This window comes from Nocardioides sp. Root682 (assembly GCF_001427795.1).
Lineage (GTDB): Bacteria > Actinomycetota > Actinomycetes > Propionibacteriales > Nocardioidaceae > Nocardioides.
Map to the genome: position 1 here is coordinate 249,583 of NZ_LMHJ01000003.1, position 13,872 is coordinate 263,454.

General features: G+C 68.2%; 12 protein-coding genes. 2 read left to right on the forward strand and 10 right to left on the reverse strand.

Annotated elements, in window-relative coordinates:
* Window positions 1–22: 22 nt before the first annotated feature.
* Window positions 23–2,662: a peptidase gene (locus ASD84_RS16445; RefSeq protein ID WP_156392034.1), complete on the forward strand. Its 2,640-nt coding sequence runs from the start codon at window positions 23–25 to the stop codon at window positions 2,660–2,662.
* Between the two features lie 30 nt (window positions 2,663–2,692).
* Here the strand turns inward: ASD84_RS16445 and ASD84_RS16450 are convergent, their stop codons facing one another.
* The 6 genes from ASD84_RS16450 to ASD84_RS16475 all read right to left on the reverse strand — a co-directional run bounded on the left by ASD84_RS16450 (window position 2,693) and on the right by ASD84_RS16475 (window position 7,499).
* On the reverse strand, window positions 2,693–3,304 hold the full coding sequence (locus ASD84_RS16450) for a GTP cyclohydrolase II (protein ID WP_414858605.1): 612 nt from the start codon (window positions 3,302–3,304) through the stop codon (window positions 2,693–2,695).
* 61 nt (window positions 3,305–3,365) lie between these two features.
* Window positions 3,366–4,058 (reverse strand): RibD family protein, encoded by a 693-nt coding sequence (locus ASD84_RS16455; protein WP_056712829.1) that lies wholly within the window; start codon window positions 4,056–4,058, stop codon window positions 3,366–3,368.
* Window positions 4,051–4,980, reverse strand: a complete 930-nt coding sequence (locus ASD84_RS16460) for a lysylphosphatidylglycerol synthase transmembrane domain-containing protein (RefSeq protein ID WP_056712831.1) — start codon at window positions 4,978–4,980, stop codon at window positions 4,051–4,053. Before ASD84_RS16460 ends, ASD84_RS16455 begins: the two co-directional genes overlap by 8 nt.
* Before the next feature lie 67 nt (window positions 4,981–5,047).
* Entirely contained in the window at window positions 5,048–6,115 is a 1,068-nt protein-coding gene (locus ASD84_RS16465) for a glycosyltransferase family 4 protein (protein WP_200954616.1), read from the reverse strand.
* The gene (locus ASD84_RS16470; protein ID WP_056712838.1) at window positions 6,112–6,507 is read right to left on the reverse strand and encodes a 6-pyruvoyl trahydropterin synthase family protein; all 396 of its coding nucleotides are present in this window, start codon (window positions 6,505–6,507) and stop codon (window positions 6,112–6,114) included. The genes ASD84_RS16465 and ASD84_RS16470 overlap by 4 nt, the downstream gene beginning before the upstream one ends.
* Window positions 6,495–7,499 (reverse strand): zinc-dependent alcohol dehydrogenase, encoded by a 1,005-nt coding sequence (locus tag ASD84_RS16475; RefSeq protein ID WP_056712840.1) that lies wholly within the window; start codon window positions 7,497–7,499, stop codon window positions 6,495–6,497. The genes ASD84_RS16470 and ASD84_RS16475 overlap by 13 nt, the downstream gene beginning before the upstream one ends.
* A gap of 82 nt (window positions 7,500–7,581) precedes the next feature.
* Between ASD84_RS16475 and ASD84_RS16480 the strand changes: the two genes are divergently transcribed.
* Window positions 7,582–9,918, forward strand: a complete 2,337-nt coding sequence (locus tag ASD84_RS16480; RefSeq protein ID WP_235531149.1) for a CDP-alcohol phosphatidyltransferase family protein — start codon at window positions 7,582–7,584, stop codon at window positions 9,916–9,918.
* 17 nt (window positions 9,919–9,935) lie between these two features.
* Here the strand turns inward: ASD84_RS16480 and ASD84_RS16485 are convergent, their stop codons facing one another.
* Genes ASD84_RS16485 through ASD84_RS16500 form a run of 4 tightly spaced genes read right to left on the reverse strand, consistent with a single transcriptional unit; the run spans window position 9,936 to window position 13,563 of the window.
* The gene (locus ASD84_RS16485) at window positions 9,936–10,619 is read right to left on the reverse strand and encodes an anti-sigma factor family protein (protein WP_056712842.1); all 684 of its coding nucleotides are present in this window, start codon (window positions 10,617–10,619) and stop codon (window positions 9,936–9,938) included.
* Entirely contained in the window at window positions 10,616–11,128 is a 513-nt protein-coding gene (locus tag ASD84_RS16490) for a sigma-70 family RNA polymerase sigma factor (RefSeq protein ID WP_082573681.1), read from the reverse strand. Before ASD84_RS16490 ends, ASD84_RS16485 begins: the two co-directional genes overlap by 4 nt.
* A gap of 43 nt (window positions 11,129–11,171) precedes the next feature.
* Window positions 11,172–12,320, reverse strand: a complete 1,149-nt coding sequence (locus ASD84_RS16495; protein ID WP_082573683.1) for a glycosyltransferase 87 family protein — start codon at window positions 12,318–12,320, stop codon at window positions 11,172–11,174.
* 4 nt (window positions 12,321–12,324) lie between these two features.
* Complete coding sequence (locus ASD84_RS16500; protein WP_156392036.1) at window positions 12,325–13,563, reverse strand: alpha/beta hydrolase family protein; 1,239 nt, start codon at window positions 13,561–13,563, stop codon at window positions 12,325–12,327.
* Window positions 13,564–13,872 lie beyond the last annotated feature (309 nt).

The following is a 13,872-nucleotide window of genomic DNA, read 5'->3' on the forward strand; positions in this document are numbered from 1 at the left end:
TCGTTAGGTGCCAGGAGCATGCATGCCCAGTTCGACAATGACCGAGTCCTCTGCGAAGTGGCGCCTGGTGTGCGCCACGGCTGTGTCGGGCGCCCTCGTGGGTGCGGTGTTGCTTGCCCCCCACAGCCCGGCTCGGGAGAGCGCGATCTCTGTCAGGCAGGCGTACGACACGCAGGTGGAGCAGGACGCCCTGGCACGCGATGCCGACCAGCACCCCACCGGGGACGCCTTCATGGAGGCGATGCGTCCAGGCGGCGACACCGAGGGGCATAATCACGACCACAATGACGTTGCGACCAAGAACGCAGTGTCTCGCGGCGACCTGAGCGACCCGCTCGCGCAGGACATCACCGCAGACGCAGACGCCATTGCGGCATCGGCCTCGGTTGCAATTGACCGTGGGGCCGACCAGCCCCTGCTGGTTGCGGGCTTCACGACGAGGCCCCGCCTGGCTGTTCCGCAGGACCGGTACGCGATGGCCGGCGGGTGCTACTCCCTTCAGGCGCCCAGCGGACGGTTCGTGCACCGTGCCGGGCGAAAGCCCACGGTGGTGGGCGCCGGAGTCGAGCCGATCCGGTTCCAGGCGACCAGACTGGGCGGCTACCTCTTGTATGGCACGAAGTCGGACTACCTCGGCGTGACCTCCCTGCTCGATCTCCTCCTTCACGCCCCCGGTTTCGTGGCTGTGGCCGGCACGAACACTGACTGGACAGTCCACGCCAAGGGATCGGGATACACCTTCGTGCTTTCCAGTGGCAGGTCGCTCGTTGCCAAGCCGGACGGTTCGATCGCGCTCGGCACCGCAGACAAAGCAACCGCGTTCAAACTTCACACGATCGACGGCTGCGCGACATTCCCGGAGATCGAGACCAACGTGGGCCAGCCGTTCAAGGGCAGCACATCGATGCAGGAGACTCGCGGCCTGCTCGACGCGCACAGCCACGGCATGACCCACGAGTTCCTGGGGGGCCAGGTGCTGTGCGGCAAGCCATGGCACCCCTACGGGGTCACCAAGGCACTGGTGGACTGCCCCGACCACACCCTCACGGCCGGCTATGGCGCGTTGCTCGAAACCTTCCTCTCCGGCGGGAAGCCAGGCCACGACACGACCGGTTGGCCCACCTTCCGCGACTGGCCAGCGCCCCACTCCTTGACGCACCAGGCCCTGTACTACAAGTGGCTCGAGCGTTCGTGGCGCGGCGGGCTTCGCGTGTTCACCAGTCTCCTCACCGAGAACAACGTGCTCTGCGAGCTCTACCCATTGAAGAAGAACTCCTGCAACGACATGGACGCCATCCGCCTGCAGGCCAAGGACATGCGGCAGCTTGAGGACTACGTCGATGCGCAGTACGGCGGACCGGGGCGGGGCTGGTATCGCATCGTCAAGGATCCGTTCGAGGCGCGGCGCGTGGTCAACGAGGGCAAGTTGGCCGTCATCATGGGCATCGAGACGAGCGTGCCGTTCGACTGCAACATCGGTGCTCGGGCCCCGAAGTGCACCAAGGAGTCGATCGACCGCTCCCTGGACGAGGTCCATCGGCTGGGTGTTCGTCAAATGGAGATCACCAACAAGTTCGACAACGGCCTCACCGGGGTGGCGGGTGACGCTGGCTCCACCGGTGTGTTGACCAACCTGGCGAACTTCCTGAACACCGGCTCGTGGCTGCGTATGGCGCCGTGTCCGGCGTCGTTCGGCGCGGGGGTGCAGGACCAACAACAGGTCACCGTTCCTGGCGTGCTTCCCGAACAGGACGCCTTGTTCGGTGCGATCGCAAAGTTGTTCGCTCCTCTGGGAGCACTGGCGCCGGTCTACACCTCACAGCCGCACTGCAATCAGGCCGGGCTGACCGAGCTGGGCCGACACCTGATCATCAGGCTGGTCGAGAAGGGCATGCTCTTCGACCCGGACCACATGAGCGTGCTTGCTCGACGCCAGGCGCTGGACCTCCTGGAGCAATTGGCACAGGAGGGCAAACGGCCGGGTGTGCTGTCCAGTCACTCATGGTCGACCCCGGACGCGCTCCCTCGGATCTACGCGCTGGGTGGCGTGATCACGCCCTACGCCGGCGACAGCAAGGGCTTCCTCGAGAAGTGGAAGAAGCACCTGGAGTGGCGCGATGAGAGGTACTACTTCGGGTTCGGCTTCGGCGCTGACATCAACGGTTTCGGAGCCCAGGGCGACGCGCGCAAGCCCGCAGAGGCCAACGACGTCGACTACCCCTTCAGTGCTGTCGGAGGCGTCCTCGTCGATCGTGAACGCGGTGGGCAGCGCGTCTGGGACATCAACACCGACGGGGTGGCGCACTACGGGCTCTACCCCGACTGGGTGGAGGACGTCCGCGTTCTGGCGGCCGCGGATGGCGAGGACTTCATGGCCGACATGTCGCGAGGTGCCGAGGCATACCTGCAGACATGGGAACGAGCCAGTGGCGTGACCAATGACGGCTGCCGCGACCCGCGCGCGCTGCGCGAGCTCGGCGCCTTCGACGACGTGGCCGCGGGGATGAGCGTCACCGCAGTTCTCCAGAGTGTTGGCCAGCCGCACACCCGGATCGGTACGACCTACACCTACTGCGCCCAGCGACCTGGCGACGAAGTGCTCGCGGCGGTGACGGTGTCCTTCACCGCTGCCGGGGAGGTCGTGCGCGTCGAGGCATCGTGACCCGGGGAGGGCACGGCTCCGGCGGCTGGGTCAAGCCGCACCGGACGGTGTGGTGGGCGCGAGTTCGATGGCGAGGTCGTGGGCACCGTGGCGGGCCTTGGCGTCCAGGTAGGAGCGGTTGGCCGCCGAGAGGTGAACGCCGGTGGATACGCGCTCGGTGATCGTCAGCCCGGCCGTGGCCAGTTGGGTGGCCTTGTCCGGGTTGTTGCTCAACAGAGACAACTCGACAATGCCCAGCGACATGAGCATCTGGGCAGCGACGGTGTAGTCACGCTCGTCGGCGCCGTGGCCCAGAGCGTGGTTGGCCTGGTAGGTGTCGAGCCCCGCGTCCTGGAGCTTGTAGGCGTCCATCTTGTTGTAGAGCCCGATTCCCCTACCTTCCTGCCGTAGGTAGAGCAGGTACCCGCCTGCTGCCGTAATGCGCCGAATCGCCTCGTTCAGTTGGGGGCCGCAGTCGCATCGCTGGCTTCCGAGCACATCGCCCGTCAGGCACTCGCTGTGCAGGCGAACGAGCGGGGCTTTCAATTTGCCGGGGTAGATGTCGCCCAGTCGGATGGCCAGGTGTTCGCGGCCATCGACGAGTCCTTCGAAGGTGTACACCCGGCCGACCGTGGCGAAGCCATCGGTCAACTGAAGGGGCATCGTGATCTCGGTGCGGAGAGTTGCGGCGGGGAGTTCGGATCTCATGGTTTCCTCGGTCCGGTCAGTTCTCGTCGAATCGGTCTGAAAGTGCGTAGCGCAGGAGGACGACGTCGCCGATCGGGCGGGCTTCGACAAGCCTTGCGCGGTTCTCCGAGCACCAGGGGAACCGGGCGTCCCCCACGAAGCGACATGCCCGTGAGTCGCCCACGAAGAACGGCGCCACGACGAGCTGCAACTCGTCAGCCAGGCCGTGGGAGAGGAACTGGGTGTGTACGGCGCCGCCTCCCTCGACCATCAGGCGGCGCACACCGCGGGTGTGCAGGTCCTCGCCGACTCCGCGCATCCGGACGGCCGGCCCGCCGTCCACGACCGTGGCCAGGTCGCCCAGACGGGCAGTTGTGCCGGCGACTCGATCGGTCGGGCAGTAGACGATCTTCTGACAGTCACCCTCGGCGAAGAACCTCGTGCGAGGGTCGAGGTCGCCGCCGGCCGTGACCGTCACCTTCACGGGCGTCGTGGGCAGGCCGTCAGCCAGCCGCCGGCGGCGCCGTTGCTCGGAGCGGACGAGCAGGCGCGGGTTGTCGTTCCGGATCGTGGTGGCACCGACCAGGATCGCGTCGGAGTCGGCCCGGACCTCGTCCACGCGGTCGAAGTCAGCCTCGTTGGAGAGCAGGAGCCGCTGGTCGGTCGCACTGTCCAGATAACCGTCGAGCGACATGCTGCAGCTGAGGAGGGTGTAGGGCCGGTCACCCATGAGTGGCTCCGTCCATCCCGCGCGTGGGAGCACGGAAGCCGAGGGCGGGAATGCGGGTGCCCAGCAGTCCCAGAGCGCCCGGCAATGTGGCGACCAACGCCATGACTCCGTAGGCAACCGCGACCTCGAGGCCGACGCTGGCGCCGACTCCGGATGCAGCGAAGATCCAGGCAGCAACTCCCTCGCGGGGCCCCCACCCGGCGAGGTTCAGCGGGATGGCTGAAGCCATCAGTACGACGAGTGCGATCGCTACCAGCTCTCCCAGCGGTGTCGTGACGCCGACCGTGCGCGCAGCAACCACGAAAACCAGCGCATGTCCACCCACCGCGATCGTGGAGAGGCCTGCGATCCGTGGCCAGATGCCGGGCGCCGCGGGCACATGCCGGATCTCGACCCGGAGCGTGCGGATGAAACGGTCCGGCAGCCCACCGTGGACGAGGATCAGGACTCCCGCGACGGCCAGGAGCAGCCACCCGACCAAAGCCTGTACGAGCGCCGCCAGCCAGAGGGCAGCGCCGACCGCCAGGGTGGCCTGCACGGCGAAGCCGGTGGCTCGGTCCCAGAACACCGACATCAGGCCGCGCGACATTGCACGTGAGCCTCGCCCATGGCGCACCGCCCTGTCCACGTCGCCGAGGATTCCTCCCGGCAGGGTGGCATTGAGGAACTGCGAGCGGTAGCAGGCCAGGAACGCTGAGCGCACCGGCACCGCGACATCGAGGAGGTCGGAGATGAGGCTCCAGCGCACGGCACAGCACCACGTGGTGATCGCGGTCACGACGACGGCGAGGAGCAGTGCCGTCGGGTCGATGCGACGAAGGCCGTTGACGAACGGCGCTGCGCCAAACTGGAGCACGAGGACGACCAGGATCGCCGCACCTCCGAGAAGGCGCAGCGAGGTCCAGAGCGTCGTCTTGCTCATGGCTGTCCACCTAACGGTCGGGCCGATACGCCGGTACCTGGACACACGGCGAATGGATCCGTTCGGTTCAACGTCGCACCGCCGACAGGACCTCCGAGATCTTCTTCGCGGTCTCTGCCCAGGGCATGAGGTCCGAACGACGACGCTGCGCGACCTGGCGCAGGCTCTCGCGCAGAGCGGCATCAGTGAGCCACCGTCGCAGGGCTGCGGAGAGAGAGTCCGCGTCGCGGACGGGGACCAGCAGCCCAGGCGTCGCGCCGCCCTCGGTCCGGCCGACAGCCTCCGGGTGCCCTCCAACGGACGTGGCGACAACGGGAATCCCACATGCCAACCCCTCGGTCACGGCCATGCCGAAGGACTCCCGGTGCGAAGCCGACACCACGAGGTCGGTTCTCGACCGGACAATCTGCAAGGCGGGGTCGCTCAGTGGCCCGAGGAAGCTCACCCGATCCGCGATACCTCGCCGCTCTGTAGTTGTCCGGAGTCGGTCGACGAACCCGGGTTCGAGGGTGAGTGAACCGACGCAGGTGCAGTGCCAGGGCAGGTCCTGCACCTGAGCCAGGGCCTCGACCAGCGTATCGTGGCCCTTGTCCGCCGTAACCGATGCGACACACAGCAATTCGCCACTCGACGCCGAACCCGTCGCCGGCGCCCTGAGGTCAGTGCCTGGCTCGGCGACGTGGACGCTGTCGGGCTCGAGACCGTGATGGGAGAGCACCCATCGGCGCGCCCAGTGGCTCGTCGTGACCACGGCTCGGGCGGACCTGAGTGCGCTGCGTTCGGTCGCTCTCACGCGCACCTCGGGAACCGTCTCCGCCAGGGGCATGTGCATCAGAAGCACCTGGCGCAGTCGGTCGGACTCCGCAGTCAGGGCCGATGCAGCCGAACCGATCAAACCATCGATCAGCACCGTGGCCTGGTTCGGCAGGTGCGAGAGCAGGCGAGCCAAGTCGGCTTGGTCGGCCGGGGTCGGGTGTGGCCAATCGCCGGACACCAGGTGCTCTTCCAGGATCCAACCGGCGTCGACGAGCTCGTCGCACACGCGGCGGTCGTAGACATTCCCGCCGCTGGGACGGGCAGGATCGTCGACGGCTTCCGGGAGTACGACGTGGATCGGAAAGTGGGTGATGTTCACACGAGTCGCGAGTAGGAGGCCCAGGCGACGTGAGACTCACGCAGCGTCACCTCGATCCCTGACAGACCTTCCGTCCGACCGAGGTGGCCGCCGCGGACGCGGTGCGCGAGCCGGTCGGCAACGATCCGGGCCAGCGCCTCGGTCGTGGTCGTCCGTCCCGCGAGCGCCGGTTCGTCATCGAGGTTGCGGTAGTTGAGGTCGCTGAGGACGGCGTTCAGTTCGACCGTGGCCCTGCCCATGTCGACGACGATCCCGTCGCCGCTGAGCTCGGATGCGGCAAACGTCGCGTCCACGATGTACGTCGCCCCATGGAGTCCCTGGGCCGGTCCGAAGACCTCGCCCGGCAGGCTGTGGGCAATCATGATGTGGTCTCGGACGGTCACGCGGTACATCTGTTCTCCTCGGGCTTGGGATCGTAATTGATGGTGTGGCACAGAGAGGACCGGCTGCCATCGGCGACCGCGGCCATCACGTCTGGGAGGTCCCAGAAGGACGAGCCCTCGCTGACGAGTGCGTCGTACGCCGGATCTCGCAGGAGGTCCAGAGCCAGCTCGAGGCGATCGCGGTGCGTGCGGCTGGCCCGTCGCGCCGGCGCGATGGAGCCGACCTGGCTGGCCCGGATGGAGAGGCGCGAGGAGTGAAAGACCGCTCCCAGCGGAACGGTGACCGGCACGTCGCCGTACCAGCTGAGCTCGACCACGGAACCCTCCGGGCCGAGCAGCTCCAACGAGCGCTGCAGCCCCTGGGCGGTGGCGCTCGTGTGGACGACGAGGTCACGTCCAGCGCGCGCCGTGGCCGGATCGGCGAACTCGACTCCGAGGGCGGTTGCGATCTGCGCGCGGTCGGGGTTCGTGTCGACGAGCGTGACCTCGACACCGGGGAATCCGGCAAGTAGACGAGCGACGCAGCTCCCGACCATGCCAGCGCCCACGACAGCCACCCGGTCGCCGACGAGCGGGGCGGCGTCCCACAGCGCGTTCACGGCCGTCTCCATGGTGCCGGCGAGGACGGCTCGCCGGGGAGGCACGCCATCGGGGACCGGCACGACAGCGGTGACAGGCACGACATACCTGGTCTGGTGTGGATAGAGACAGAACACCAGTCTTCCCTCGAGCTCAGCGGGTCCGGCCTCGACGACACCCACGTTGAGGTAGCCGTACTTGACGGGCGCCGGGAACGCGCCCTCCTGGAAGGGGGCTCGCATTGCCTGGTGTTGGTCCTTGGGGACCCGTCCGGCGTGGACCAGCGCCTCTGTGCCACGGCTGATCGCCGAGACCACCGTCCGCACCAGTACTTCGCCGGAGCGGGGCGCTGCCAGCCGGACTGGCCGGATCTCTCCGGTTCCCGGCTCGGTAAGCCAGTAGGCCCATGCCTGCTCGGTCACGTTCGTCCTCTTCCTCGCCCTGCTGATGAACCAGCGCGGCGGGGTCGCCGTATGGCTAGTACATCTAGAACACGGAGGAACAATGGATCGGGTTCATCTCGGCCCCGTGGGCGTCTTCGGCGCGACGCTGGTCATCGTCGTCGGCATCTGCTCTGCGATGGGTCTTGGCCCGATTGGTTGGGTGACCGGTGTCAGTTGCACGGCCGCGCTGGCCCTGGTGCTGGACCGCGCACTTGTCCGCCACCGCCTCGTCGGGATGGGGCCCGCCACCTGCGTGACGGCCTTCCGTGCCGCGCTGGTTTGCGGGGTCGCGGCCCTGATTGCCGACGCAGTGGCAGGCGACGGGCACCCGGGGTTGGTGACAGCGCTCAGCGCCGCGGCGCTGGCGCTGGACGCTGTCGATGGCCACGTCGCGCGTCGCACCGACACCGTGACTGGCTTCGGCGCGCGCTTCGACATGGAAGTCGACGCCTTTCTCATCGCAGTCCTGGCCCTGTACGTGGCACCGAGCGTCGGGTGGTGGGTGGCGGCCATCGGCGCGATGCGTTACGCGTACGTGGCCGCTTCGTGGGCGTGGCGCTGGCTTCGACGGCCGCTCCCTCCGCGCTTCGCCGCGAAAGTGGTCGCAGCGGTGCAGGGGGTGGTGCTCGTGGTCGCTTCGGCCGGTGTGCTGCCGGTCGGGTGGGTGCGCGGCGCTCTGGCCGTTGCTCTGCTGTTGCTCGTGCACTCCTTCGGGATCGACGTCTGGCGGCAGTGGCGACTGCGTCACGACCCGGTGGCGCCCGACACCAGGTCCCCGCTGCCCGTGCGAAGCGCGCCGGCGGCGTCGGTGACCGTGCTCGCAGTCGCCGGACTGTGGTTCGCACTGTCCACCCCCGCCCTCGTCGACGGCTTCGCGCCGGTCGACCTCATCCGGATCCCGATCGAAGGCCTCGTCCTGGTGACGACTGCTCTCGTGCTCCCTGCACGACTCGGGCGGGTGGTCGCCGTGGGGTTCGGCCTGGTCGCGGCCACAGTGACACTGTTGGCGGCGGTGAACGCCGGCTTCCGGATCGCTCTCGACCGTCCGTTCCACGTGCTGGGGGACTGGTCGTACCTTGCCAACGGCGTCGAACTGCTGCAGGACACGATCGGCGGGACTCGTGCGGTGCTCCTCGTCGGCGCGGCAGCGGCCACGGCGGTCGCCCTGATCTGGCTGCTGCCCCTGGCGGTCCTGCGGGTGACCCGGGCTGCGACCGGGAATCGCCGTCGCTCCGCGAGGATTGTCCTGACCTTGGCAGCGGTGTGGGTCGCGTGTGCTGCGTACGGAGGGCCGGCGGCTCCACTGGCGGGTGCTGGCGCGACGGCGCTCACCGTCGACACGGCGCGGCAGGTCCGGTTGGACCTGGAGGACACGGACGACTTCGAGCAGCAGATCGGCGACGACCCGGCCGCAGGTGTGCCGGCGGACGAACGGCTCGCGGGACTGGCCGGCAAGGACGTGCTGATCGTGTGGGTCGAGAGCTATGGCCGCGTGGCGCTCGAGGGAGTCCCGATCTCGGAGGGAATCATCGACGTGCTCGACGACGGCACGGACCGTCTGGCGGCCGCCGGTTACGACATGCGGAGCGCCTTCCTCACCTCGCCGACCTTCGGGGCCGGCAGTTGGCTCGCCCATGGCACCCTTCAGTCCGGGCTCTGGGTCGACAGCGAGCAGCGCTACGGCCAGTTGCTCAAGAGCGACCGGCTCTCGCTGACGTCAGCCTTCGAGCAGGCCGGATGGCGCACCGTCTTCACCGTGCCCGCCAACACCCGGGACTGGCCCGAGGGGGCGGCGTACTACGGGTTCGATCAGCTCAACGACTCGCGCAACGTCGGGTATGCCGGCCCCAAGTTCGGATACGCGTCCATGCCCGACCAATACACCCTCGAGCACTTCCGGCGAACCGAGCTCGCCCCCGTCGACCGGCGACCCGTGATGGCCGAGATCGACCTGGTCTCGAGCCACCACCCTTGGAGCCCCCTACCTGAGCTGGTCAACTGGGATGAGGTGGGCGACGGCTCGGTCTTCCAAGGGATGCCAGAGCGTGGCGAGGCGGCGGTGAACGGCAAGGAAGAGCCGGCGACGGCACAGCGGTACTACGGAAAGTCGATCGAGTACACGTGGCGGACCATCATCTCCTTCCTGCTCACCTACCCCGATCCCAACCGCGTGTTGCTCATTGCCGGAGACCATCAACCGCACGCCTTCGTGAGCGGTACGGATTCGGGACGCGACGTGCCCGTCACGGTCATCTCCCAGGACCCCGCGGTGATGGGCCGGATCGCCGACTGGCAGTGGCAGCCCGGCTTGCGTCCCGGGCCCGACGCTTCGGTCTGGCCGATGAGCGCAGTGCGAGACCGGCTGTTCACTGCTTTCGGGCAGCACGGGCCACGCTGAGCGAGCCGCGGCTGTCCTCAGGCCGCCAACTGCAGGACCAAGGTGCCGTCGGCGGCCCTGACCTCCACGGACCCGATGTCGTCCGGCGCTGCAGATGTGGCAAGGGTGACCGTGGTCCGCTTTCCCGACTCGGCACGCCAGGTGCCGACCTGTTCCACCCGCCCGTCACGGGAGCGGATGAAGATGGCATACGACGTCCACGTGTCCTCGTCGGCTGAAGCATAGGTGCAGGTCAGGTCGATCCGCGTGCCCCACTCCTTGCCGGTCAGGGAGACCCATCCGGTGACCCTGCCGGACCCCACGCTGCCCATCCGGATGGCCGGAGCAGTCGTGACGGACGGTGCGGATCGTGCCGACAGGGATGGGTCGTCGCTGGCGACCACGGCACCGGTGATGGCGACGGCGGCGATGACGCATGCTGCGCAAAGGATCGCCGTCGCCGCGTCGCGACGTCGCCGGGACCGTCGTACTCGGGACACGAGCGCAGGGAGAAGCGTGGCGGGGGCCGTCTCGCGCTCCCCGGACTGTTCCACGATCTCCACCGGAACCCGCGCCAGCAGTCCGGGCAGGCCGGTCAGGTCGGCCACGGCACGCGAGCACTCCGCGCACCCTGAGAGGTGCTGTTCGAAAACTGCTTGCTCCGAAGGGGCGAGCGAGCTGATGACGTAGGCGCCATCGAGGTGGGTGAACTCGCAGTTCATGCGACGACGCCCGCCTCCTCGAGCGCAAGCCGCAGCGCCCGCAGGGCGTAGTGGGTGCGTGACTTCACCGTCCCCGGCGGGATGCCGAGGCGATGGGCGACGTCTGCCACCGGACGACCGCGGTAGTAGCACTCGACGATGACGGTGCGGTGCTCGACGGACAGGTTGGTCAGCGCATCGGCGACCACCCAGGACAGCAGCAATTCGTCCGTACGGTCGCTGGTGGCGGTGTAGTCGGGAACCTCGGCCGTCGGGAACTCGCTCTGCGAACGCCGGGTCCGCCACTCGTCGATCACGATGTTCCGGGCGACGGTGAACAGCCAGGACCTGACCGAACCGCGGGACTCTGTCAACGTGGCCGAGTTGCGCCAGGCCCGCAGCATGGTTTCCTGTGCCACGTCCTCTGCCCGCGCTCGGTCACTGCCGGTCAGGTGGAGACAGAAGGCCCACAGGGCATCGGAGTGGGTGTCGTGCAACGTCTTCATCGCTGCGGCCTGGTCGTCGAGCATTTGCGCCTCACAGGTAGTTGTACGGGGCGAGGTGGCCCACGGTTCAGAGCGAAGGTCCTGGAGCGGTCAGCGACCGGGCGTCCTCACGGTTGCGTCGGAGTGCGACAAACGCGACGGCTGCGATGGTGATGGCGGCGAGCACGTAGGCGTTGCCGACCACGTGGTCGAACCCACGCCACGCGTACTCCCGGCCCTGTCCCCAAGGCGGCCACAGCACCGGGCGAGCGGCGAACAACGTGGTCCACAGGACAGCCGCCGGACGACTGCGCTCCCACAACAGCAACCCGACCGGTAGCGCCCACACCCAGTGGTGCGACCAGGAGATCGGTGAAGCGAGCAGCATGGCCATCGCACCCAAGGAGCTTCCGAGGACCCGGTCGCCGTTCCGCCACGACTTGGCGGCCACGAGGACGATCGCGACGGAGACCGGTCCGGCGACGAGCAGCCAGAGCGTCGTCGAGGGGACCTCGCCCAAGAGGCGCGTCAGCGTCCCGGAGACGGATTGGTTGTGAGCGAGGGCGGGCGGTCCGACCCTGTTCGGGTCGAGGAGACGTTCGGTCCAGTAGCTTGTCGCGCCGGGCACCGCGACGAGTCCCACCACGACCGTCCCTGCGAACGCGGCTACCGCCCGTCCGGCGGCGCGGCGACGCCCGGCCAGAGCCAGCAGCACCACGAACACGAGCGGAGTCAGCTTCACGCCCGCCGCGATGCCCAGGAGGATGCCTGCGGTACGCCGCTCGGGCTTGAGCAGGTCCATCAGCACCGCCAGCATCAGGATGAGGTTGATCTGCCCGAAGGCGAAGTTCTGCCACATCGGCTCCAGAGCGAGCGAACCGAGGCAGATGAAGGCAACCAGCCAACCGGGCGTGGGGCGGCCCAGCTCACGACGGACGAGGATGACGGTTGTCGCAAGGCACCCTGCTGAGGCGCCCGTCCACACTGCGGCCGCGAGCCACCCCGGGACCAGCGCCAGCGGCGCCAGCAGGACCGCCGCGACGGGTGTGTAGGTGAACGGGTATCCGGTGATGGGATCATCGGTGTCGTAGATCGGCCACTGATCGATCAGCGCGGTGCCGCCGTACCGGTAGACGTGAAGGTCGGGAAACTCGCCGACTGCTGCTCCCACTGCGGCGCCGCAGAGGATCACCAGTAGGACCGCTGTTGCGTCGCTCCGTGACCGATGACCGCTCATCGGGTCATCGACCGAACAGGCCCGCGAGGAGCTTGGTGAGCGGCTGGAGCACCGCGGTCGCGAGCGGTTCGGTCACGGGTCGGAGCACTTGGTCGAGCTGGGACGCGGCGGTGCAGGCAGGCTCGCCCGGGAGGATGGGGTCGGGAGCAGCGTCCACGAAAGTGACGGTAAGGCATCGGGGAGCAGGTGTCCCGCCGAAGATTCCGGAGAGCCGCGCGAACCCGGTCGCGGCGACGACGTGGGTCGGGTCCGGGTCGCTGGCGTGACCGGCGAGTGGCGAGCTGCTCTGGAGCCCAAGGAGACCCAGAGCCGTCGCGTCGAGTGTGGTTCCCGATGCAGTTCCGGTGGGGCGTCCGCCAGCCAGAATGAGCTCCACCGGCACCCCGGCTGCGGTCAGCGCCAATGCCATCTCGATGCTCTGGTCGACCGGAACCGTGCCGTCCGCGAGCCCGTGGACCAGGGTCACCGCAGTCACTCCGGAGGCCGCAATGTCACCGGGCCGCAAGGCACTGGAACGCTGCAGGTAGGCCGTTGGGGCGGTCAACGGGGTGCCCCCGGTCTCGGTCTCGAGATCCCTCTTTCCCTGCGTGAAGAACACCTGCCCTGTGGCTGACCCTGCCGTCAGTTCGGTCCAGGCCTCGGTCAGGTTGCTCAACCCAGCTGTTGCGATGAGGCGGTCGAAGAGTGGGCCGCCATCGGCTCGTTGCGCTCTGGATGCGACCGAGAGACCGGCGACCCCGCCTCCCAGGCTGTTGCCGTAGGCGACGATCGCAGGCAGTCCTGGACAGGCGGCGTCGAAGGCCTGTGCGGCAGCAACGCCGTCCTGTGACCCGGCGACCAGCGGCATCCCGGTCGAGCGCGGCAGCGGTTCGCTGCTCGGGGCGGGAACCAGCCCGCGGTAGTTCATGGCAACGGCAATGACACCGTCCCGCCTGGCGACTCGAGAGATGTGCTGCCGCCACGATTCCACCGTCTCGGTGTAGCCGTGGAAGAAGACCACAAGGCCTCGCGGCGAAGCCTGAGGCGCCGCGTAGATCCCGGACGCCGGCTCGCCCTGCACCGTGAGCTCGAGAGGCATCACCGCGCCCGGGTCGCCGGTGCAATCGAGCGGCGTCGGGGCTGTGGCGACCGCTGTCGTGGCACGTGCTCCGTCGGGCGCCGCGAGCGCGAGAACCGTCGTCGCGAGCAGCACGGTCGTGGCGAGCATGCGGGTGCGGGTTCTTCGCGTGGGCGGATGGGTCATCGTCGAACTCCTAGCTCTTCGAGTTCCAGAGCGTCGGCGGGCGTGCGGAGCCACTGAATCGGGTGAGATCGAACGTAGGTGCCGACGGTTGCGTAAACCGTTGTGGTCGCTGGGCTGGTCCTGGCGAAACGGTTTTCGCAACGCCTGCCCCCTAGCGTCCACCTACCGGTCACGTACTTGCGATGGAGGTCGACCGGCTCCCAGCGAACGACCGCATGAGAACGAGACTGGAGTCGACGTGGACACACAAGACGGATCCCGTCAGGCACCGACGGCCCCTTCGAGGCCTCGGCGGCACCGCCGGTTCGG